This is a genomic window from Klebsiella planticola, assembly GCF_000783935.2.
Lineage (GTDB): Bacteria > Pseudomonadota > Gammaproteobacteria > Enterobacterales > Enterobacteriaceae > Klebsiella > Klebsiella planticola.
Map to the genome: position 1 here is coordinate 3,367,393 of NZ_CP026047.1, position 20,560 is coordinate 3,387,952.

Consider the following 20,560-nt stretch of genomic DNA (forward strand, 5'->3'; position numbering starts at 1 on the left):
ATGAGCAGTAACTTCAGACATCATCTGTTGAGTCTGTCGTTACTGGTTGGCATAGCGGCCCCCTGGGCCGCTTTTGCTCAGGCGCCAATCAGTAGTGTCGGCTCAGGCTCGGTCGAAGACCGCGTCACTCAACTCGAGCGTATTTCTAACGCTCACAGTCAGCTTTTAACCCAACTTCAGCAACAGCTCTCCGATAACCAGAATGATATTGATTCCCTGCGCGGCCAGATTCAGGAAAGCCAGTATCAGCTCAATCAGGTTGTTGAACGCCAGAAGCAAATTCTGTTACAGATCGACGGTCTGAGCAGCGGTGGGGCGGCGGCAGGTGCACAGCCATCGTCTTCGGCAGGCGATCAGGGTGCGGCGGCTACCGCGGCGCCAGCGGCCACTTCTGGCGCTCCTGCCTCGACCGGAGATGCCAATACTGACTACAATGCGGCTATTGCGCTGGTGAAGGATCCCTCCCGCCAGGATGACGCGCTGGCAGCATTTCAGAATTTCGTCAAAAAGTACCCGGATTCAACCTATCAGCCGAACGCGAACTACTGGCTCGGTCAGTTGAATTACAATAAGGGGAAAAAAGATGATGCCGCTTACTATTTTGCTTCCGTGGTGAAGAATTACCCTAAATCCCCGAAAGCGCCTGATGCCATGTTTAAGGTCGGCGTGATTATGCAGGATAAAGGTGATACCGCGAAGGCGAAGGCTGTTTACCAACAGGTCGTCAGTAAATTTCCTGGCACCGATGGCGCGAAACAGGCTCAGAAACGTCTTAATGCCCTTGGGTGATTATGGCATGACCAGAAATCGCATTATTTCTGGTCTTGTCGCGTGAATCCTAAGCAGTCAGATGTTTTTTATCGAAATACTTGTTGCGCTGAATTCTTAAATCAGTAATATATGCCGCCGTTGCCACGGGATATCGAACAAGCCTGAAGCGACGAAAAAAGTGGGTCGTTAGCTCAGTTGGTAGAGCAGTTGACTTTTAATCAATTGGTCGCAGGTTCGAATCCTGCACGACCCACCACTAACTACCAGGGTGGAACGGTAGTAAAACGTGAAGGATAGCGTTGCGTCAGCAACGGCCCATAGGGCAAGCGAAAGCGAGTCATCCTCCACTACCCACCGCTGACTTTAGTCAGATGTAGTATCCAGCGTAGTATCGGGTGATTAGCTCAGCTGGGAGAGCACCTCCCTTACAAGGAGGGGGTCGGCGGTTCGATCCCGTCATCACCCACCACTCGGGTCGTTAGCTCAGTTGGTAGAGCAGTTGACTTTTAATCAATTGGTCGCAGGTTCGAATCCTGCACGACCCACCAATTTAACATCGAACTCAGATGTTGAACGTGAAGGATAACGTTGCGTAGCAACGGCCCACAGGGCGAGCGAAAGCGAGTCATCCTGCACGACCCACCGGGTTAACGTTGGTGAAGAGTGAAAAAATTCAGGTAGTACCCGAGCGGGTCGTTAGCTCAGTTGGTAGAGCAGTTGACTTTTAATCAATTGGTCGCAGGTTCGAATCCTGCACGACCCACCACTTTAACATTAAAGTTAATGTTAAACGTGAAGGATAACGTTGCGTAGCAACGGCCCACAGGGCAAGCGAAAGCGAGTGATCCTGCACAATCCGGTATTCTGAATATTGAAAGTATGAAGTCCCGCAAGGGGTCGTTAGCTCAGTTGGTAGAGCAGTTGACTTTTAATCAATTGGTCGCAGGTTCGAATCCTGCACGACCCACCAATGTAAAAAGGCGCCCTAAAGGCGCCTTTTTGCTATGCGCAGAATGTAACGATTCGAACCTGCGGCAGGTTCGAGTCGAGCAAAGCGAGACAACGGAGCCGCTCGCGGCGACGGCCCGAAGAGCGAGCAAAGCGAGTTATCCTGCACGGCCCACCACTTTACCATTGAAGTTAATGTTAAACGTGAGGATAACGTTGCGTAGCAATGCCCCACAGGGCGAGCGAAGGCGAGTCATCCTGCACGACCCACCAATGTAAAAGGGCGCCTTTTTGCTATCTGTTGTTTTTCCTCCATAAATATTAATCCCCTTTTTTTGCCTTCAGACGACAATAAATTCCACACGACATTTTCTGTACAATCCGCTATCTTGTTTAGCATATAAAACATCATGACCGCCGCTATGCCGTCTGAAGGCATATTAACGGTATTTGAGTTAAGCCAGTAAAACGAGATTGCAAGATGAGCGTAATGTTTGACCCTGAAACGGCGATTTATCCTTTCCCGCCGAAACCATTGCCATTAAGTCGCGATGAAAAGCACTTTTACCGTGAAAAGATTAAACGTCTGCTGCGCGAGCGCGATGCGGTGATGGTGGCTCATTACTATACCGACCCTGAAATTCAGCAACTGGCCGAAGAGACCGGCGGCTGTATCGCTGATTCTCTGGAAATGGCCCGTTTCGGCGCCCGCCATTCCGCTTCGACGTTACTGGTGGCCGGAGTACGCTTCATGGGGGAAACGGCAAAAATTCTCAGTCCGGAAAAGACCATCCTGATGCCAACGCTGAATGCCGAGTGCTCTCTGGATCTGGGCTGCCCGATTGAGGAGTTTAATGCGTTTTGCGATGCCCACCCGGATCGTACCGTCGTCGTTTATGCCAACACCTCAGCGGCGGTCAAAGCGCGCGCCGATTGGGTTGTGACCTCCAGTATTGCCGTTGAGCTTATTGAGCATCTCGACAGCCTCGGGGAAAAAATTCTCTGGGCACCCGACCGTCACTTAGGCCGGTACGTACAGCGGCAAACCGGCGCAGATGTTTTGTGCTGGCAGGGCGCCTGTATTGTCCACGATGAGTTTAAAACCCAGGCGTTAACGCGGATGAAAGCCCTCTATCCCGGTGCCGCCATTCTGGTGCATCCTGAATCACCGCAGTCCATTGTAGATATGGCGGATGCGGTAGGGTCTACCAGCCAGCTGATTGCTGCGGCTAAAACGCTCCCGGCGCGCCAGCTCATTGTCGCCACCGATCGCGGGATCTTCTACAAAATGCAGCAGGCGGTACCGGAAAAAGAGCTGCTGGAAGCACCGACGGCGGGAGAGGGGGCAACCTGTCGTAGCTGTGCCCACTGCCCGTGGATGGCGATGAACGGCCTGCAAGCGATTGCAGAGGGACTGGAAAACGGTGGACCCGAACACGAAATTAAGGTCGATGCGCAGCTGCGTACCGGCGCATTAGTCCCGCTGAACAGAATGCTGGATTTTGCGGCTACACTTCGGGGATAGTGGTTAATTACGCAATCAATACAGTGCGGGGAAAATATGGATTTTTTTAGTACGCAGAATATCCTGGTGCATATACCCATCGGTGCCGGCGGATACGACTTATCATGGATCGAGGCGGTCGGCACGCTTGCCGGGCTGCTGTGTATCTGGCTGGCGAGTCTGGAAAAGATCAGCAACTATGCGTTTGGGCTGGTCAACGTCACCTTGTTTGCCATTATTTTCTTTCAGATTCAGCTCTATGCCAGCCTGCTGCTGCAGGTCTTTTTCTTTGCCGCCAACGTTTATGGCTGGTACGCCTGGTCCCGGCAAACCAGCAGCCATGAAGCCGAACTGCGTATTCGGTGGTTGCCATTGCCGAAGGCGCTGGGCTGGCTGACGGCTTGTATTGTGGCAATTGCGCTGATGACGGTCTTCATTAATCCGGTCTTCGCCTTCCTGACGCGGATCGCGGTCACGCTGATGCAGAGCCTGGGACTGCGGGTGACGATGCCGGAACTGCAGCCGGATGCCTTCCCGTTCTGGGACTCCTGCATGATGGTGCTGTCGATCGCCGCCATGATTCTGATGACCCGCAAATATGTCGAAAACTGGCTGCTTTGGGTGATCATCAACGTCATCAGCGTGGTGATTTTTGCCCTTCAGGGAGTCTATGCGATGTCGCTGGAATATCTGCTTTTGACCTTTATTGCTCTTAACGGCAGTCGGATGTGGATCAACAGCGCGCGTGAGCGAGGTTCTCACGCGTTTTCTCGCTAATGGTGGTGATGATGGTCGTGCCCGGCGTGCGTCATGTTGAGACGGCATTCCGGGCCGTTACAGGGCTGGTACTCCATCTGCACGGTCACATGCCCGATATTATATTTATGCTGTAAAAAGGCCTGGATGCGATTCAGCAAGGCATCGTGATCGTGCGGCGGGACAACCTGAACATGCAGCGTCATGACCGTTTTTTCGCCAACCAGCCAGACGTGGACGTGATGCACGTCGCGGACTTCCGCCACCGAACGGCGTAAATCGCGCTTTAACCCCTCGACATCTAACGACCGCGGCGCTCCTTCCAACAGTTCGTTCAAACTTTCCTGCAACAGCCGCCAGGCGCTACGCAGTACCAGACATGAAACCAGCACCGACAAAATCGGGTCAATTGGCGTCCAGCCGGTGGTGAGAATCACGATAGCGGCAATGATCGCCCCGACCGAACCCAGCAGGTCGCCCAGAACGTGTAAGGCGGCCGCGCGGACGTTAAGATTGCTTGCTTCACTGCCGCGGTGCAGGATCCAGAATGCCAGTATGTTCGCCAGTAGCCCGGCAACGGCAATCACCATCATTGTGGTACCGGCAACGGGCTGAGGATGGTTAAAGCGTTGAATCACTTCCCAGACAATCAGAATCGTGATGACAACCAGCGCAATGGCGTTGACGAAGGCCGCCAGGGTGGTCAGGCGCAGCCAGCCGAACGTGTGGCGGGTGTTGGGGGGACGGCTGGCGAAGCGGACCGCGAGTAGAGCGAATAACAGAGCGGCTGAATCGGTGAGCATGTGACCGGCATCAGCCAGCAGGGCCAGCGAGCCTGAAACGACGCCGCCGATGGCTTCAACAAGCATAAAGCCGGCGGTGACGATAAAAGCCTGCAACAGGCGCTTTTCGTTACCGCGATCGGTGGTTTCTGACGGAGTGTGAGCATGGGCCATTACAGAATCCTGTCATTATTTTATCAATTAGTCTCTGACCTTATTACAGATTAACCACAATCGGGCGTCTGTTCCATTAGCCAATGTCGATAGGGCAAGGTGCCGCGGCATTTATCTTCAACAAGCCGCAAATGAGGCAACAATAGGGTGAAAACGCGGGGAGGTGGAGTAATGTCGAGCTATTTCCCTTTTATGGCGATACATAATATTTATATATGATTGATTTGTGGGTTTTATGACTATTATTGGGGCTTTATTTTTTACTGTTCTTATGGTTTGTATTGTTTTTATCTATTTAATCAGTGAATTACCCTTGCGACTGTAAAAGTCTGTTTACACTTTTCTGGCGGCGAGTTAGATTGAAAGCATTGCACACAATTGATTAAGTATGGCAACGCTGGAAAGAAAATGAATTATCAGAACGACGATTTACGTATTAAAGAGATCAACGAATTATTACCTCCCGTTGCACTCCTGGAAAAGTTCCCCGCGACCGAAAATGCTGCTAACACCGTGGCGCACGCTCGTAAAGCGATCCATCAGATCCTTAAAGGCAACGACGATCGTCTGCTGGTGGTGATTGGCCCGTGTTCTATCCACGATCCTGCCGCAGCGAAAGAGTATGCTGAGCGCCTGCTGACGCTTCGTGAAGAGCTGAAGGGCGAGCTGGAAGTGGTGATGCGCGTTTACTTTGAAAAACCGCGTACCACCGTTGGCTGGAAGGGGTTAATCAACGACCCGCATATGGATAACAGCTTCCGCATCAACGACGGCCTGCGCATTGCGCGTAAGCTGCTGCTGGAGATTAACGACAGCGGGCTGCCTGCGGCGGGTGAATTCCTTGATATGATCACCCCGCAGTACGTTGCTGACCTGATGAGCTGGGGCGCCATCGGCGCGCGCACCACCGAATCCCAGGTGCATCGCGAGCTTTCATCTGGCCTTTCTTGTCCGGTAGGTTTTAAAAACGGGACCGACGGGACAATAAAAGTGGCTATTGACGCGATCAACGCCGCTGGCGCACCGCACTGCTTCCTGTCAGTGACCAAATGGGGCCATTCGGCGATTGTGAATACCAGTGGCAACAGCGACTGTCATATCATTCTGCGCGGTGGCAAAGAGCCGAACTACAGTGCGAAGCACGTTGCTGAAGTGAAGGTTGGGCTGGCGAAAGCGGGCCTGCCGGCGCAGATCATGATTGATTTCAGCCACGCAAACTCCAGCAAGCAGTTTAAAAAACAGATGGAAGTGGGTGCCGATGTTTGCCGGCAGATTGCCAGCGGCGAGCAGGCGATTATGGGCGTGATGATTGAAAGCCATCTGGTGGAAGGTAGCCAGAGTCTGGAGAGCGGCGTGCCGCTGGCCTATGGCAAAAGCATCACCGATGCCTGTATCGGCTGGGAAGATACCGATACCATCCTGCGCCAGCTGGCGGATGCGGTAAAAGCCCGTCGCGGTTAATCCGCAGCCTGGCCCGGCAGAGCGTCGCGACGCCGGGATTCAGAGCCAATAAAAAAGCGTGGACGAATCCACGCTTTTTTTATGGCTGGCGAAAATTATTTCGCTTTACCCTGGTTTGCTACCGCGGCGGCTTTTGCGGCGATTTCATCCGCATTGCCCAGATAGTAGTGTTTGATCGGTTTGAAGTTTTCGTCGAACTCATAAACCAGCGGTACGCCGGTCGGGATGTTCAGTTCAAGGATTTCGTCTTCGCCCATATTGTCCAGGTACTTCACCAGTGCACGCAGGGAGTTACCGTGAGCGGCAATAATCACGCGCTCACCGCTTTTCAGACGCGGCAGAATGGTTTCGTTCCAGTAAGGCACAACGCGCTCGATGGTCAGCGCCAGGCTTTCGGTGACCGGCAGCTCTTTATCGGTCAGTTTTGCATAACGCGGATCGTGGCCCGGGTAGCGCTCGTCGTCTTTGGTCAGCTCCGGCGGAGTAATGGCAAAGCCACGGCGCCACTGTTTAACCTGCTCATCACCGTACTTCTCAGCGGTTTCAGCTTTGTTCAGACCCTGCAATGCCCCGTAGTGACGCTCGTTCAGTTTCCAGGATTTCTCAACCGGCAGCCAGGCCTGATCCAGTTCATCCAGGACGTTCCACAGAGTATGGATGGCACGTTTCAGCACAGAGGTATAAGCAAAATCGAAGCTGAAGCCTTCGTCTTTCAGCAGTTTGCCTGCCGCTTTTGCTTCACCTACGCCTTTCTCGGACAGATCGACGTCGTACCAACCGGTGAAACGGTTTTCATTGTTCCATTGGCTTTCGCCATGACGGACCAGTACCAGCTTAGTTACAGCCATACACTTACTCCTCAAGCTTTGTTTGAATAATAACAATTCTCATTATATTGCCGCAATTTGAGTCACGGCAACGCTTATCCCTAACCATAGCGAAAATAGTGGCTCAGTGTAAGATGCTTGTAAATCGGCGGTTATATTTTTGTCTGTAAGTGGCGTAATTTGCAGCAAAATGACGAAAAAAAGCCCTCCGTCAGGAGGGCCGGGGGCTTATCGGGCAATAAACTGATATTCCGTCAGACTGACGTACTCCTCGCCCGGGCGCAATATGCAGTCGGGCTGGGGCCATTCCGGGTGATTTGGTGAGTCCGGCAGAAATTCACTCTCCAGCGCCAGACCCTGCCAGTCGGCGTACGGCTGTTCCGTACGCGACGGTGTACCGCCCAGGTAGTTACCAGAATAAAACTGCAGGGCAGGGGCGGAGGTATACACCGCCATCTGCAGTTGACCATCCTGAGACCAGACATGGGCCGCCGCCTTGCGGGCATCGCCTTTTGCCTGTAGCAGGAAAGCATGATCATACCCTTTTACTTTCTGCTGATCGGCATCGCGAAGAAAATCGACCGCTACGGTTTTCGGCGTGCGGAAATCGAAGCTGGTCCGGGTGACGTCCTGTAAATCGCCGCCCGGAATACCGTCGCTCTCCACCGGCAGGTAGCTGTCGGCGAAAATTTGCAGCTGGTGGTTGCGGACGTCCGTCTGCCCACCGTCAAGGTTGAAGTAGACGTGGTTGGTCAGGTTGACCGGACAGGGCCTGTCAACCGTCGCACGATACTCGATAGCGATGCGGTTATCTTCAGTAAGACGGTAGTGCGCCGTGGCTTTCAGGTTGCCGGGAAACCCCTGGTCGCCGTCATCGGAAGCGAGGGCAAACAGCGCCTGATGTTCGTCGGCGCTAACTATCTGCCAGCGACGTTTGTCGAAACCGTCTGGCCCGCCGTGCAGCTGATGACCGGCTTCGTTAGAAGGGGTCAGTTGGACCGTCTGGCCATCCAGAGTAAACCGGCTGTTGGCGATACGGTTGGCATAGCGGCCTACGGAGGCGCCGAGATAGGCCGCCTGACGGGTATAGTTTTCCGGCGCCGCGCAACCGAGCAGCGCTTCGCGTACTTCGCCGTTGGCCAGCGGGACCTGAGCAGATAATAACGTCGCGCCCCAGTCCATCAGCGTAACCACCATCCCGGCATTATTCCGCAGGGTGATCAGGTTCCACGGCTGGCCGTCCGGCGCCAGGTCTGTCGTTTGGTTTAGCACTGGCCGGCCCCCTGTGACGGTTTGCAAACGTAGAAGGTCTCTTTAATGCCGGTTTTCGCTTCATACTGCTGCGCGACGGCTTGCTTAACGGTATCTACGCACTCTTCCGGCACCAGCGCCACGACGCAGCCGCCAAATCCGCCGCCGGTCATGCGTACGCCGCCTTTATCGCCGATGGTGGCTTTGACGATCTCCACCAGCGTGTCAATTTGCGGAACGGTAATTTCAAAATCATCGCGCATAGAGGCATGGGATTCCGCCATCAGTTCACCCATACGCTTCAGGTCGCCTTTTTCCAGCGCGGTGGCGGCTTCGAGGGTACGCGCATTTTCGGTCAGGACATGGCGGACGCGTTTCGCAACCACCGGATCCAGCTCATGGGCAACGGCATTGAACTCGGCGATTTTGACATCGCGCAGCGCAGGCTGCTGGAAGAAACGTGCGCCGGTCTCGCACTGTTCGCGACGGGTGTTGTATTCGCTGCCGACCAGAGTACGTTTAAAATTACTGTTGATGATCACCACCGCGACGCCTTTTGGCATGGAGACGGCCTTGGTTCCTAATGTGCGGCAGTCAAGCAGCAGCGCGTGATCTTTCTTACCCAGCGCTGAGATAAGCTGGTCCATGATGCCGCAGTTACAGCCGACGAACTGGTTCTCCGCTTCCTGGCCATTAAGGGCAATTTGCGCCCCGTCCAGCGGCAGATGGTACAGCTGCTGGAACACGGTTCCGACGGCCACTTCCAGCGAAGCGGAAGAGCTTAAACCCGCCCCCTGCGGTACGTTACCGCTGATCACCAGATCGGCGCCGCCAAAATGGTTATTGCGCTTCTGCAGGTGTTTCACCACGCCGCGAACGTAGTTTGACCACTGCTGGGTCTCGTGGCTGACAATCGGCTTATCAAGGGAGAACTCGTCGCTCTGATTGTCATAATCGGCGGCAATCACCCGGACAATACGGTCCGTGCGCGGCGCGCAGCTGATCACCGTCTGATAATCAATTGCGCAGGGCAGCACGAAGCCGTCGTTATAGTCGGTGTGTTCGCCGATCAGATTGACGCGGCCCGGTGCCTGAATAACGTGGGTGGCAGGGTAGCCGAACTTTTCAGCAAACAGGGTTTGGGTTTTCTCTTTCAGACTCATTGTTATTCTCCGGATTCGCGAAAATGGACGTCGCTCACTGCCCGCAGGCGTTCGGCGGCTTGTTCGGCCGTCAAATCGCGCTGAGTTTCAGCCAGCATTTCGTAGCCGACCATAAATTTACGCACCGTCGCCGAGCGCAGCAGCGGCGGATAAAAGTGAGCGTGTAGCTGCCAGTGATTATTCTCGTGGTTATTAAACGGTGCCCCGTGCCAGCCCATGGAATAAGGGAATGAGCACTGGAACAGGTTGTCGTAACGGCTGGTCAGCTTTTTCAGCGCCAGCGCAAGGTCGCTACGCTGGGCTGCGGTTAAATCGGTAAGGCGCTGAATGTGTGCTTTCGGCAGCAGCAGCGTCTCAAAAGGCCAGGCCGCCCAGTAAGGTACGACGGCCAGCCAATGTTCAGTCTCGACGACCGTCCGGCTACCGTCGGCTAATTCGCGCTGAACGTAATCCACCAGCATCGGCGAACCCTCAGCGGCGAAATACTCTTTTTGCAAACGATCTTCGCGTTCCGCCTCATTCGGCAGGAAGCTGTTGGCCCAGACCTGGCCGTGCGGGTGCGGGTTGGAGCAGCCCATCGCCGCGCCTTTATTCTCAAACACCTGCACCCACGGATACGTTTGGCCCAGCTCCGCCGTCTGTTCCTGCCACGTATTAACCACGCCTTCCAGCGCTTCAACGCTCAGCTCAGGCAGCGTTTTGCTGTGATCCGGCGAGAAGCAGATGACCCGGCTGGTGCCGCGCGCGCTTTGACAGCGCATCAGCGGATCGTCGCTATTCGGGGCATCGGGGGTGTCGGTCATCAATGCCGCAAAGTCATTGGTAAACACGTAGGTACCGGTGTAGTTCGGGTTCGTGTCGCCGGTGACGCGGGTGTTACCCGGACACAGAAAACAATCCGCATCGTGCGCCGGCAAGGTTGATTTTGCCGGCGTTTCCTGTGCCCCTTGCCAGGGGCGCTTGGCGCGATGCGGTGATACCAGAATCCATTGCCCGGTTAACGGGTTATAACGACGATGCGGATGGTCGACGGGGTTAAATACGGTCATGACGGTTCCTTAGTCTGGGTAACCCTGCGGATGACGGGACTGCCAGTGCCAGGTGTCCTGCGCCATCTCGTCAAGGTCGCGCGTAACGCGCCAGTTCAGCTCGCGGTCGGCCTTTTCGGCATCCGCCCAGTAGGCCGGGAGGTCGCCATCGCGGCGCGGCGCGAAGTGGTAATTAACAGGTTTGCCGCAGGCTTTACTGAAGGCATTGATCACGTCGAGGACGCTGCTGCCGACGCCTGCGCCGAGGTTATAAATGTGTACGCCTTCGCGGCCCGCCAGTTTTTCCATCGCCGCAACGTGGCCATCGGCGAGGTCCATGACGTGGATATAGTCGCGTACGCCGGTACCGTCAGGGGTCGGATAATCATTGCCGAAAACGGCCAGCGATTCGCGACGACCCACGGCCACCTGCGCGATATAAGGCATCAGGTTGTTCGGGATACCCTGCGGATCTTCGCCCATGTCGCCTGATGGATGCGCGCCGACCGGGTTGAAGTAACGCAGCAGCGCAATGCTCCAGTCCGGCTGGGCTTTTTGCAGGTCGGTCAGGATTTGCTCGACCATCAGCTTGCTTTTGCCATACGGGCTCTGCGGCGTGCCGGTCGGGAAGCTTTCGACATAAGGGATCTTCGGCTGATCGCCGTAGACGGTCGCGGAGGAGCTAAAAATAAAGTTCTTCACGCCAGCGGCGCGCATGGCGGAAACTAATTTAAGTGTACCGGTGACGTTATTGTCGTAGTATTCCAGCGGCCTGGCGACGGATTCGCCGACGGCTTTCAGGCCGGCAAAGTGGATCACCGCCTCAATAGCGTGATCGTGCAGAATTTCCGTCATCAGCGCTTCATTACGAATATCGCCTTCAACAAAGGTGGCCGTTTTCCCGCCGAGACGTTCAATGACCGGCAATACGCTGCGCTTACTGTTGCAGAGATTGTCGAGAATAATCACTTCATGTCCCTGCAGCAGCAGTTGAACGCAGGTATGACTTCCAATGTAACCGCTACCACCTGTAACCAGTACTTTCATGATTCGCTCCAATAGGCTTATCGTGTGTGATGAAGATAGCATATCAAAGAAGTGTAAAGTGTGACACAGGCCAAATTGGTGGAATCGCTTACACTAAAAGACATAATGCGATATTTTTCCATTTTTATGTTTAAAAACAGATTGTTGATGGTCTTTCTGGTTATTTCTCTGAAAAAAAACAGGGGGGCGTGGCCCCCTGTTTTGGCTCAGTCCGTGAGTGGACCGACCTGATAAGTGTAACCGTCTCCACTGCGCACAAACTCCAGACGATGGGTAATGCAGTCCGGCGCATCTTCGGCGTGATGGGAGACAAACAGCAGCTGAGTGGCGCCTTCGCTAATCAAAACATCCACGAAGCGCCGCACCAGCTGACGGTTAAGCGGATCCAGTCCCTGCAGGGGCTCGTCAAGAATCAGCAGCGTCGGATGCTTCACCAGCGCCCGGACGATCAGCGCCAGCCGTTGTTGTCCCCAGGAGAGACTGTGGAACGGCGCATCGGCGGTACGCTTGTCGATTCCCAGAATATCCAGCCAGTTCTGCACCAGATGGCGTTGCTTATCAGAAACGGCCTGATAAATGCCGATAGAGTCGAAATAGCCCGACAGAATCACGTTGCGTACCGTGGTGCTGACGCGGTATTCAAGGTGCAGGCTACTGCTGACGTAGCCAATATGCTTTTTGATATCCCAGATGGTTTCACCGCTGCCGCGACGGCGGCCAAACAGGGTAAGATCGTTACTATAACCCTGCGGATGATCGCCGGTGACCAGGCTAAGCAGGGTCGATTTTCCGGCGCCGTTGGGACCGACTATCTGCCAGTGTTCACCGGGGTTAACGGTCCAGCTCAGGTGCTCGATGATCGGCCGGTCGTTGTATGACACCACGCCCTCACGCAGGATGATGCGCGGGGCCCCGGCTTCGAGAGCATGGCGGGCGGCGGGGGCATCCGGTTCCGGTAAGCTCATGCCAGCCAGTTTTTCGCTGTGCGCCAGTTGAGCAATCAGCGCCTGTTGCAGCAGCGCCTGCTTTTCTCCGGTTTCGCTCAGGGTACAGTCGGCCAGCACGCCGGCAAACTGGACAAACGACGGGATTTCGTCGAAGCGGTTGAGTACCAGTACCAGCGTGAGCCCTTCGAGGTGCAGTCTCTCCAGCAGCCCGGCAAGCTGCTGACGGGAAGCGACGTCCAGGCCATCAAAAGGCTCGTCAAGAATCAACAGCTCCGGCTGCGTCATCAGCGCCTGACAGAGCAGCGTTTTACGCGTTTCTCCGGTGGATAGATATTTAAAGCGGCGCTGGAGCAGAGACGTAATACCGAACAATTCTGCCAGGCGCGCACAGCGAGCGGCATCTTTGGACTCTTCCTGGATAATCTCTTCCGTCGTGCGGCCGGTGTCCTCTTCGCCTGGGCTAAGTAGGTCCGTATTGTTTCGTTGCCATTCATCGCTGACCAGCTTCTGCAACTGTTCGAAGGAGAGGCGGGTTACCCGGGAAAAGCGGTTTTCATACTGGCCGGACAGCAGGGTAAGCTCGCCGGACAGCGCGCGAGCCAGCGCCGACTTCCCGCTGCCGTTGCTGCCGACGAAGGCCCAGCTTTCGCCAGCGCCAACGGTGAGGTCCTCGATTTTTAACGTTTTTGTGTCGCTCAGGCGAAACGTGCCTTGCGAAATTTGCAATGATGACATTGTGTATCCCACTTTTTGCAGCGATTTGCCACAGGGATACGACGTCACGCGCGCAATGTCAATGCCGTCAGCATAACGTGGCGAGAATGATTCGATCAGCATTAAAATATGCTATCGCCTCAGCACCTTCTGCCAGTTTTCGGGTCTGTTCCAGCGGGAGGGTCGCGCACAAACTCTGGCCGTCAGGCAGCGCCATCAGCACTTCACACTGCTCCGGGCCGTATTCGATATGGCTGATTCGCCCGGCGAGTTGGTTATCGGCCTCTTTGGCAACCGCCGGATCCTGAGTCATCCCCACCCAGGGGGCCTTCAGTAGTACCAGCACTTCCTGGCCCTCATCCAGGCCAAGGCGCTCTGCGCTCTGCGCGGTGATAGCGACTTTTAAGCGGGTCTGGCGATCGGCAAGCAACACCTCGACATGCTGCTGTACCTGCTGGTGGTCGCGACCGGTGATGGTGCCAAACCACTGGTTACGTGCGCTGGTCTGCAGCGAGAAACGCGAAATAGCGGCCAGCAGGCTGTCGAGAGGCAGGGCATCGTCGTCGCTCAGCACATCGAAGGCTTTTTGCTGAATTTGCGCCAGCAGATCGTACAGCTGGATCAGCCGCTGACCGTAGCGGGTCAGTACGGCGCCGCCGCCGCCTTTACCGCCGGTAGCCCTGTCCACCAGCGTCTGTTCGCTGAGCTGGTTCATCTCATTGATGGCGTCCCATGCGCTTTTATAGCTAATACCCGCGTTTTTTGCCCCCTGGCTAATCGAACCGGTGGAATCGATCTGTTTTAACAGGGCAATACGACGAGGATCGGCGAACAGGCGCTGCTGTAGCTTGAGGGTCAGAAGAATTTCAGCCTGCATAATGATATCCTGGCAAAAAAGAGTATTGTGACCGATAGCGGTCATCTTGCAAGATGCATCTGTCGCCGTTATCGGCCAGCCACCGCACAAATGGGGCGTGTTTTTCCAGCTGAAGCGGTTACAATAAAGCATTCGTACTTTCTGGAGCCAACCATGTTAGAGCTATTGAAAAGTCTGGTTTTTGCCGTTGTCATGGTCCCGGTGGTGATGGCCATCATCCTCGGTCTGATTTACGGTCTGGGCGAAGTGTTTAACATCTTCTCCGGCGTAGGTCACAAAGATCGCGGCCAGCAGAACAACTGATTTCTCAACGCCCGGCTTTCCGGGCGTTTTCATTTCCTCTTTCATTTCCTCTTTCTTTTTCACTTTTCCACCCTCTTTTCCTCTCTCTTTTGATCCTCCTCTACCTACCACCAATTCGCGCTGGGAAAACCCTGACCTTATCGTTATATTGTCATATACATAACGCAACTACAGGAGTTTCAGATGGCACGTCAATGGTTACGCTTGTTTGCCGGAGCGACGCTAACACTTTCCGTCGCGGGTCACGCGCTGGCAGAAGAAGGGAAGATTACGGTGTTTGCCGCGGCGTCGTTAACGAATGCGATGCAGGATATTGCGAAGGCCTATAAGAAAGAGAAAAACGTCGATGTGGTCTCCTCGTTTGCCTCTTCATCAACGCTGGCACGGCAAATCGAAGCGGGCGCGCCTGCGGACCTGTTTATCTCTGCCGACCAGAAATGGATGGATTACGCGGTCGAGAAAAAAGCGATTGATACCGCCTCGCGCGCAACGCTGCTTGGCAACAGCCTGGTCGTTGTCGCGCCTAAAGCCAGCGCGCAGGGCGACATTGCGATTAACAACAAAACCGACTGGACCAGCCTGCTGAAAGGCGGCCGCCTGGCCGTTGGCGACCCGGAGCATGTACCGGCAGGGATCTACGCGAAAGAAGCGCTGCAAAAACTGGGGGCCTGGGAGACGCTGGCGCCGAAACTGGCACCGGCTGAAGACGTGCGCGGAGCGCTGGCGCTGGTTGAACGTAACGAAGCCCCGCTGGGTATCGTCTACGGTTCCGATGCGGTGGCGAGCAAAGGTGTGAAGGTGGTCGGGACGTTCCCGGAAGATTCGCACAAGAAAGTTGAATACCCGCTGGCTATCGTCGACGGGCATAAAAATGCCACCGTCACCGGATTTTATGACTACCTGAAAGGACCGCAGGCGGCCGCCATCTTCAAACAATACGGATTTACCACCCGCTAATGATTTTAAGCGATCCCGAATGGCAGGCGGTACTGCTGAGCCTGAAAGTCTCATCCCTGGCGGTGGTGTTAAGCTTACCTTTTGGGATTTTTATCTCATGGCTGCTGGTGCGGCGCAATTTCCCCGGAAAGGCGCTGCTCGACAGTATTATTCACCTGCCGCTGGTACTGCCGCCGGTGGTGGTGGGGTACCTGCTGTTGATTGCCATGGGGCGGCGTGGTTTTATCGGCAGCTGGCTATATGACTGGTTCGGTTTGACCTTTGCCTTCAGCTGGCGCGGGGCGGTGCTGGCGGCGGCGGTCATGTCCTTTCCGCTGATGGTGCGGGCCATTCGTCTGGCGCTGGAAGGGGTGGACGTGAAGCTGGAACAGGCGGCGCGAACCCTGGGGGCTGGCCGTTGGCGGGTGTTTTTTACGATAACGCTGCCGCTGACGCTGCCGGGCATTATCGTCGGTACCGTTCTGGCCTTCGCCCGTTCACTAGGGGAGTTTGGCGCCACCATTACCTTTGTCTCCAATATCCCGGGGGAGACGCGCACTATTCCTTCGGCGATGTATACCCTGATTCAAACCCCTGGCGGCGAAGGGGCTGCCGCGCGCTTATGTTTGATTTCCATCGTGCTGGCGCTGGTTTCGCTGCTGATTTCTGAATGGCTGGCGCGCCTTAGCCGCGTGCGGACAGGGAAATAACAATGCTTGAACTCCATTTTACCCAGACGCTGGGCAACCACTGCCTGAGTATCAATGAAACGCTGCCTGCCAGCGGCATCACCGCCGTTTTTGGCGTCTCCGGCGCGGGAAAAACCTCCCTGATTAATGCGATCAGCGGCCTGACCCGGCCGCAGAAAGGGCGCATTGTGCTCAACGGCAGGGTCTTAAATGACACGGAAAAACGCATCTGCCTGGCCCCGGAAAAGCGGCGGGTGGGCTATGTATTTCAGGACGCGCGCCTGTTTCCGCACTATAAGGTACGCGGCAATCTGAAGTACGGCATGGCGAAAAGTATGGCGGGGCAGTTTGATAAGCTGGTGGCGTTGCTCGGTATTGAACCGCTGCTGGATCGCCTGCCGGGCGGCCTGTCCGGTGGAGAAAAGCAGCGTGTGGCGATTGGCAGAGCGCTGCTCACCGCGCCTGAACTTTTGCTGCTTGATGAACCGCTGGCCTCGCTGGATATTCCTCGTAAACGTGAGCTTCTGCCGTATCTGCAGCGGCTGGCGCGCGAAATACATATTCCGATGCTCTACGTCAGCCACTCACTTGATGAGATTCAACATCTGGCGGATAAGGTGCTGGTGCTGGAGGAGGGGAGCGTCAAAGCCTTTGGCTGCCTGGAGGAGGTATGGAGCAGCAGCGTGATGCATCCGTGGCTGCCGCCGGATCAGCAGAGCACAATACTCAACGTGTCGGTCGCCGCACAGCATCCCCGTTATGCCATGACCGCGCTGGCGCTGGGCGAGCAGCAGATCTGGGTGAACTATCTCGACCGGCCAGTCGGCGAGGCGACGCGAATTCGCATCCAGGCCTCTGACGTATCGCTGGTGCTTGAGCCGCCGCAGCAGACCAGTATTCGCAATGTTTTGCCGGCCCAGGTGGTGCAGTGTCTTGAAACACACGGACAGATTGAAGTGCAGCTGAACGTCAGCGGCCGCACGCTGTGGGCGCGCATCAGCCCGTGGGCCAGAGATGACCTGGGGATCACGCCAGGTCAATGGCTGTATGCGCAGATTAAAAGCGTATCGATTGCCGCCTGATTACAGCAGGTTGCGGTTGATGAAGTCGGCAATACTGTTGCTTTCGTTTTCGCCAATGACCACGTTGGCGCGCGCTTTGACTTCCTCAACCGCATTGCCCATCGCCACGCCGGTTCCGGCGGCTTCCAGCATGCTGAGGTCATTATAGTTATCGCCAAAGGCCACCACGTCCTGCATGGACAGGCCCTGTGCTTCCACCCATTGCGTCAGGCGCTTGCCTTTGCTGTTGCCCGCGCGGGCGATATCGACCTGATCGTGCCACGACCATTCGCACTCCAGTCCCAGCGTCTGGCCCACATCAAGGGCAAACTGCTGCAGCTTAGGAATATCTTCATCGGTGAGGGCAAACTTCCACACCGACTGGACGTCGCGGGCGGCCTGCGCCAGCGAATCGACCTGGGTGAACACCGGACGCTGCTCGACGGGCAGCGACTGTGCCCAGCGGCTAGTACGGATAACGTGCCCGGTCGGGCGTTCATAGAGCATGGCGTCGTCAACATACATCAGACCGTGAATATCGTGCGCGGCGAGCATATCGGTCAGGCTCAACGCTTTATCAACCGGCATCGGATCGGACTGCAGAACCTTTTTTGCCTGATAATCATACAAATAAGTGCCATTACAACAAATTGCAGGTGTATCCAGAGCCAGTGCCTGATAAAAAGGATGGATAGCGACGTGATGTCGGCCAGTGACGACGATCACCTGGACCCCAGCCGCTCTGGCGCGGGCCAGGGCTTCCAGCGAGGCGGGCAGGATAGTTTTGTTGGAGGTGAGCAGGGTGCCGTCTAAATCCAGTGCAATCACGCGTGATGTCATGTGTTGTTTCCGGTTAATGATGAAAAAATTGCCTGACATGATGGTACACCGCTATGCCAGCGGGGCAAATTTTTCAGCATCTACCGTTAAAAGAGTCTATACATTGCATCAGCTCAGCAGCTTGATGAATGAAATGTATACGTTTTCCCTGTGCAGTGAGGAAAGGAGCAGTCATGAAACAAACCGTTTATACCGCCAGCCCGGAAAGCCAGCAGATTCATGTCTGGAGTCTCGATCTTGAGGGTAACCTGAAGCTTGTTCAGGTTGTGGATGCCCCGGGTCAGGTTCAGCCGATGGTGGTGAGCCCGAATAAAGAGTATCTCTACGTTGGCGTACGTCCGGAGTTTCGCGTCCTGGCTTACCGCATTGCGCCCGATAACGGCGCGCTGACTTTCGCCGGCGAAGCGGCGCTGCCGGGCAGCCCGACGCATATTTCGACCGACCATCAGGGCCGTTTTGTCTTCAGCGCGTCCTATAACGCCGGCTGTGTGAGCGTGACTCCGCTGATCGATGGCCTGCCGGGTGAAACGGTGGCCGTTGTGGAAGGACTGGAAGGGTGCCACTCGGCCAATATTTCTCCCGACAACCGCACCCTGTGGGTCCCGGCGCTGAAACAGGATCGTATTTGCCTGTTTACCCTCAGCGATGATGGATTCCTCGCCGCGCAAGAACCGGCGGAAGTGACCACCGTTGAAGGGGCCGGTCCGCGTCACATGGTGTTCCATCCGAATCAACAATACGGCTACTGCGTGAATGAACTGAACAGCTCCGTTGACGTCTGGGCGCTGAAAGATCCGCATGGCAAAATTGAGTGCGTCCAGACGCTGGATATGATGCCTGCCGATTTTACCGGCGTACGTTGGGGGGCGGATATTCATCTGACGCCGGATGGCCGTCATCTGTACGCCTGTGACCGCACCGCCAGCCTTATCACCATTTTCAGCGTATCCGAAGATGGCAGCGTGCTGTCGATTGAAGGGTATCAGCCGACGGAGGCGCAGCCGCGCGGTTTCAATCTCGATCACAGCGGTAAATATCTGATCGCTGCGGGGCAGAAATCACACCATATTGCGGTCTATGAGATCGCCGGTGAGCAGGGGCTGCTGACCGAGAAAGGGCGCTACGCCGTCGGTCAGGGGCCAATGTGGGTGGTGGTTAACGCTTACTAAGTTGCTGAGAAAAAAACCTCGCTGCGGCGAGGTTTTTTTTATCGGTTAGCGCAGCCTGAGGCGCTGGCAAACAAAGAGCCATCAACCTGACGGATGCCCCGTCCCGATCGGTAGCGGAGAACGCCCGTTAATCCAGCGCCACCCAGCGTCTGCCAACCAACACCGTCAGCGCCACGATCGTGACTATCGCCGCCAGATGCATGACAAAATCTATCGCGTGCAGATGTACCGGATGGCAAAACGCCAGCAGACTGACCGCCATGCTGGCAATGCCCAGTCCTGCCATCCCCAGGCTGCGCACCGGATGCAGCGTTCGGGTGCGGCGCAGGCTGGCAATCATCAGTACCATCATTGGCGTGCTGACCACCAGCAAAAAGGTAAAGCAGGGCGTGCTGTCGCTCTCCGGCACCCGCAGCGCCGGATAGGGAATGCTGCTGATACTCAGCCCCAGCCACATCAGCCCAATCGGCAGCAGGGCTTTCCAGCTGAGAGAACGCCGACCGGCAATACTCATCGTGAAGGCGCTACGAATCGCCAGCGCGCCGAGCACAAAAGCCAGCAGCAGCTGCACCACCGCCAGAGAGGCGCCAGGCTGTGACCAGTCGGTCGGGCTGCGTTGCACAAGGAAACTGGCGGCCGCCGCGCACGGCAGAGCCGCTGCCAGCCAGCTCAGAACCCGCCTGCCGGTCGATGGCAGGCGTTTCACCGGCCGCATGTCGCGCCCCAGCTTGTCTATTAACAGGTCATGATTCGTCATGATGAGCTCCAAAACGGCGCAGGTTTTTCAGCGCCCGATGCAGCAGCGATTTCACTGCGGCGACACTCAGATTATTATGTGCAGCGGCTTCCGTCAGGCTCATTTCGCGTAGATGGACATGCTCCACAATGGCTCGTTGGCGGGAGGGGAGCTGGCGCAAATAGCCTGCCAGCTCCTCCCGGCTATCCCGTTTTTGCGGATCCGCTAACGTTGCCGCTTCCGGCAACGTCTCTTCGGGGATCTCCCACTGCTGATAGCGGCCGCGACGGCGCAACGCATCAACGGCCCGCGCCGAGATAATCGCCATCAGCCAGGGCAAAAAAGGGTAGGTCGGATCGTAGGTATGGCGTACCCGATGCACCGTCAGCAGCACATCCTGAATGACATCTTCGACTAACGCGTCGTCGGCGATTCGCTTACGTATCTGCGAACGAATGACCGGGACCAGCGCTTTTAACAGCCGGGTGTAGGCGAGCCGATCGCCCGCCTGCGCCTGCGCCATTAGCGCGGGCCAGCTTTCGCGCGCGCTATCGTTTATTTCCATAATCCGCCTTG

20 protein-coding genes, 5 tRNA genes and 1 other RNA gene are annotated in these 20,560 nt (G+C 55.9%); 15 read left to right on the forward strand and 11 right to left on the reverse strand.

Features of this window, described 5'->3' with window-relative positions:
- The 9 genes from cpoB (at position 1) to pnuC (ending at position 4,000) form a co-directional block, all read left to right on the forward strand.
- A complete protein-coding gene (cpoB, locus tag MC50_RS16250) occupies positions 1 to 789 on the forward strand; it encodes a cell division protein CpoB (RefSeq protein ID WP_032688789.1) in 789 nt (262 codons plus the stop codon).
- A 162-nt stretch (positions 790 to 951) separates the two neighbouring features.
- Positions 952 to 1,027, forward strand: a tRNA-Lys gene (locus MC50_RS16255).
- 137 nt (positions 1,028 to 1,164) lie between these two features.
- Positions 1,165 to 1,240 (forward strand) — tRNA-Val (locus MC50_RS16260).
- A 3-nt stretch (positions 1,241 to 1,243) separates the two neighbouring features.
- Positions 1,244 to 1,319 (forward strand) — tRNA-Lys (locus MC50_RS16265).
- 142 nt (positions 1,320 to 1,461) lie between these two features.
- Positions 1,462 to 1,537 (forward strand) — tRNA-Lys (locus tag MC50_RS16270).
- A gap of 128 nt (positions 1,538 to 1,665) precedes the next feature.
- A tRNA-Lys gene (locus MC50_RS16275) sits at positions 1,666 to 1,741 on the forward strand.
- Positions 1,742 to 1,763: 22 nt separating this feature from the next.
- Positions 1,764 to 1,897: non-coding RNA, RtT sRNA (locus MC50_RS16280), on the forward strand.
- A 303-nt stretch (positions 1,898 to 2,200) separates the two neighbouring features.
- Positions 2,201 to 3,244, forward strand: a complete 1,044-nt coding sequence (gene nadA / locus MC50_RS16285; RefSeq protein WP_047664392.1) for a quinolinate synthase NadA — start codon at positions 2,201 to 2,203, stop codon at positions 3,242 to 3,244.
- Between the two features lie 36 nt (positions 3,245 to 3,280).
- Positions 3,281 to 4,000 (forward strand): nicotinamide riboside transporter PnuC, encoded by a 720-nt coding sequence (pnuC, locus tag MC50_RS16290; RefSeq protein ID WP_032688787.1) that lies wholly within the window; start codon positions 3,281 to 3,283, stop codon positions 3,998 to 4,000.
- Here pnuC and zitB read toward each other — a convergent pair.
- A complete protein-coding gene (gene zitB / locus MC50_RS16295; RefSeq protein WP_047664394.1) occupies positions 3,997 to 4,935 on the reverse strand; it encodes a CDF family zinc transporter ZitB in 939 nt (312 codons plus the stop codon). The genes pnuC and zitB overlap by 4 nt on opposite strands.
- 408 nt (positions 4,936 to 5,343) lie before the next feature.
- Between zitB and aroG the strand changes: the two genes are divergently transcribed.
- Entirely contained in the window at positions 5,344 to 6,396 is a 1,053-nt protein-coding gene (aroG, locus tag MC50_RS16300; RefSeq protein ID WP_004859708.1) for a 3-deoxy-7-phosphoheptulonate synthase AroG, read from the forward strand.
- 95 nt (positions 6,397 to 6,491) lie between these two features.
- Here the strand turns inward: aroG and gpmA are convergent, their stop codons facing one another.
- The 7 genes from gpmA to modE form a co-directional block, all read right to left on the reverse strand.
- Complete coding sequence (gene gpmA, locus MC50_RS16305; RefSeq protein WP_004859709.1) at positions 6,492 to 7,244, reverse strand: 2,3-diphosphoglycerate-dependent phosphoglycerate mutase; 753 nt, start codon at positions 7,242 to 7,244, stop codon at positions 6,492 to 6,494.
- Positions 7,245 to 7,451: 207 nt separating this feature from the next.
- Complete coding sequence (gene galM / locus MC50_RS16310) at positions 7,452 to 8,495, reverse strand: galactose-1-epimerase (RefSeq protein ID WP_047664397.1); 1,044 nt, start codon at positions 8,493 to 8,495, stop codon at positions 7,452 to 7,454.
- Positions 8,489 to 9,637: a galactokinase gene (gene galK / locus MC50_RS16315; protein WP_004859713.1), complete on the reverse strand. Its 1,149-nt coding sequence runs from the start codon at positions 9,635 to 9,637 to the stop codon at positions 8,489 to 8,491. The genes galM and galK overlap by 7 nt, the downstream gene beginning before the upstream one ends.
- Before the next feature lie 2 nt (positions 9,638 to 9,639).
- Positions 9,640 to 10,686, reverse strand: a complete 1,047-nt coding sequence (gene galT / locus MC50_RS16320; protein ID WP_032688782.1) for a galactose-1-phosphate uridylyltransferase — start codon at positions 10,684 to 10,686, stop codon at positions 9,640 to 9,642.
- Positions 10,687 to 10,695: 9 nt separating this feature from the next.
- Positions 10,696 to 11,712 carry a UDP-glucose 4-epimerase GalE gene (gene galE / locus MC50_RS16325; RefSeq protein WP_032688781.1) on the reverse strand — a complete coding sequence of 339 codons (1,017 nt, stop codon included), beginning with the start codon at positions 11,710 to 11,712 and terminating at the stop codon, positions 10,696 to 10,698.
- Positions 11,713 to 11,918: 206 nt separating this feature from the next.
- The gene (gene modF, locus MC50_RS16330) at positions 11,919 to 13,394 is read right to left on the reverse strand and encodes a molybdate ABC transporter ATP-binding protein ModF (RefSeq protein WP_047665478.1); all 1,476 of its coding nucleotides are present in this window, start codon (positions 13,392 to 13,394) and stop codon (positions 11,919 to 11,921) included.
- 67 nt (positions 13,395 to 13,461) lie between these two features.
- Positions 13,462 to 14,250 carry a molybdenum-dependent transcriptional regulator gene (modE, locus tag MC50_RS16335; protein ID WP_032697716.1) on the reverse strand — a complete coding sequence of 263 codons (789 nt, stop codon included), beginning with the start codon at positions 14,248 to 14,250 and terminating at the stop codon, positions 13,462 to 13,464.
- Positions 14,251 to 14,403: 153 nt separating this feature from the next.
- On the opposite strand from modE, the gene MC50_RS16340 reads away from it, so the two are divergent.
- The 4 genes from MC50_RS16340 to modC all read left to right on the forward strand — a co-directional run bounded on the left by MC50_RS16340 (position 14,404) and on the right by modC (position 17,260).
- Positions 14,404 to 14,553, forward strand: coding sequence for an AcrZ family multidrug efflux pump-associated protein (locus MC50_RS16340; RefSeq protein ID WP_032688779.1), 150 nt, complete (start codon positions 14,404 to 14,406; stop codon positions 14,551 to 14,553).
- A 183-nt stretch (positions 14,554 to 14,736) separates the two neighbouring features.
- A complete protein-coding gene (gene modA, locus MC50_RS16345) occupies positions 14,737 to 15,510 on the forward strand; it encodes a molybdate ABC transporter substrate-binding protein (RefSeq protein WP_032688777.1) in 774 nt (257 codons plus the stop codon).
- Positions 15,510 to 16,199 carry a molybdate ABC transporter permease subunit gene (gene modB, locus MC50_RS16350; protein WP_032688775.1) on the forward strand — a complete coding sequence of 230 codons (690 nt, stop codon included), beginning with the start codon at positions 15,510 to 15,512 and terminating at the stop codon, positions 16,197 to 16,199. Before modA ends, modB begins: the two co-directional genes overlap by 1 nt.
- Before the next feature lie 2 nt (positions 16,200 to 16,201).
- A complete protein-coding gene (gene modC / locus MC50_RS16355; protein WP_032688774.1) occupies positions 16,202 to 17,260 on the forward strand; it encodes a molybdenum ABC transporter ATP-binding protein ModC in 1,059 nt (352 codons plus the stop codon).
- Here modC and MC50_RS16360 read toward each other — a convergent pair whose 3' ends face one another.
- Positions 17,261 to 18,079 carry a pyridoxal phosphatase gene (locus tag MC50_RS16360; RefSeq protein ID WP_047664401.1) on the reverse strand — a complete coding sequence of 273 codons (819 nt, stop codon included), beginning with the start codon at positions 18,077 to 18,079 and terminating at the stop codon, positions 17,261 to 17,263.
- Positions 18,080 to 18,252: 173 nt separating this feature from the next.
- Here MC50_RS16360 and pgl point away from each other — a divergent pair, with 173 nt between their 5' ends.
- Complete coding sequence (gene pgl, locus MC50_RS16365; RefSeq protein WP_047664403.1) at positions 18,253 to 19,248, forward strand: 6-phosphogluconolactonase; 996 nt, start codon at positions 18,253 to 18,255, stop codon at positions 19,246 to 19,248.
- Positions 19,249 to 19,375: 127 nt separating this feature from the next.
- Here the strand turns inward: pgl and MC50_RS16370 are convergent, their stop codons facing one another.
- The gene (locus MC50_RS16370) at positions 19,376 to 20,005 is read right to left on the reverse strand and encodes an NrsF family protein (RefSeq protein WP_032688770.1); all 630 of its coding nucleotides are present in this window, start codon (positions 20,003 to 20,005) and stop codon (positions 19,376 to 19,378) included.
- On the reverse strand, positions 19,992 to 20,549 hold the full coding sequence (locus MC50_RS16375; protein WP_032688769.1) for a sigma-70 family RNA polymerase sigma factor: 558 nt from the start codon (positions 20,547 to 20,549) through the stop codon (positions 19,992 to 19,994). Before MC50_RS16375 ends, MC50_RS16370 begins: the two co-directional genes overlap by 14 nt.
- Between the last annotated feature and the right edge of the window lie 11 nt (positions 20,550 to 20,560).

Excerpts from the sequence above, each read along its gene's own strand:
- cpoB (WP_032688789.1), top strand. The coding sequence starts at position 1 with ATGAGCAGTAACTTCAGACATCATCTGTTGAGTCTGTCGTTACTGGTT.
- nadA (WP_047664392.1), top strand. The coding sequence starts at position 2,201 with ATGAGCGTAATGTTTGACCCTGAAACGGCGATTTATCCTTTCCCGCCG.
- pnuC (WP_032688787.1), top strand. The coding sequence starts at position 3,281 with ATGGATTTTTTTAGTACGCAGAATATCCTGGTGCATATACCCATCGGT.
- zitB (WP_047664394.1), bottom strand. The coding sequence starts at position 4,935 with ATGGCCCATGCTCACACTCCGTCAGAAACCACCGATCGCGGTAACGAA.
- aroG (WP_004859708.1), top strand. The coding sequence starts at position 5,344 with ATGAATTATCAGAACGACGATTTACGTATTAAAGAGATCAACGAATTA.
- gpmA (WP_004859709.1), bottom strand. The coding sequence starts at position 7,244 with ATGGCTGTAACTAAGCTGGTACTGGTCCGTCATGGCGAAAGCCAATGG.
- galK (WP_004859713.1), bottom strand. The coding sequence starts at position 9,637 with ATGAGTCTGAAAGAGAAAACCCAAACCCTGTTTGCTGAAAAGTTCGGC.
- galT (WP_032688782.1), bottom strand. The coding sequence starts at position 10,686 with ATGACCGTATTTAACCCCGTCGACCATCCGCATCGTCGTTATAACCCG.
- galE (WP_032688781.1), bottom strand. The coding sequence starts at position 11,712 with ATGAAAGTACTGGTTACAGGTGGTAGCGGTTACATTGGAAGTCATACC.
- modF (WP_047665478.1), bottom strand. The coding sequence starts at position 13,394 with ATGTCATCATTGCAAATTTCGCAAGGCACGTTTCGCCTGAGCGACACA.
- modE (WP_032697716.1), bottom strand. The coding sequence starts at position 14,250 with ATGCAGGCTGAAATTCTTCTGACCCTCAAGCTACAGCAGCGCCTGTTC.
- MC50_RS16340 (WP_032688779.1), top strand. The coding sequence starts at position 14,404 with ATGTTAGAGCTATTGAAAAGTCTGGTTTTTGCCGTTGTCATGGTCCCG.
- modA (WP_032688777.1), top strand. The coding sequence starts at position 14,737 with ATGGCACGTCAATGGTTACGCTTGTTTGCCGGAGCGACGCTAACACTT.
- modB (WP_032688775.1), top strand. The coding sequence starts at position 15,510 with ATGATTTTAAGCGATCCCGAATGGCAGGCGGTACTGCTGAGCCTGAAA.
- modC (WP_032688774.1), top strand. The coding sequence starts at position 16,202 with ATGCTTGAACTCCATTTTACCCAGACGCTGGGCAACCACTGCCTGAGT.
- MC50_RS16360 (WP_047664401.1), bottom strand. The coding sequence starts at position 18,079 with ATGACATCACGCGTGATTGCACTGGATTTAGACGGCACCCTGCTCACC.
- pgl (WP_047664403.1), top strand. The coding sequence starts at position 18,253 with ATGAAACAAACCGTTTATACCGCCAGCCCGGAAAGCCAGCAGATTCAT.
- MC50_RS16370 (WP_032688770.1), bottom strand. The coding sequence starts at position 20,005 with ATGACGAATCATGACCTGTTAATAGACAAGCTGGGGCGCGACATGCGG.
- MC50_RS16375 (WP_032688769.1), bottom strand. The coding sequence starts at position 20,549 with ATGGAAATAAACGATAGCGCGCGCGAAAGCTGGCCCGCGCTAATGGCG.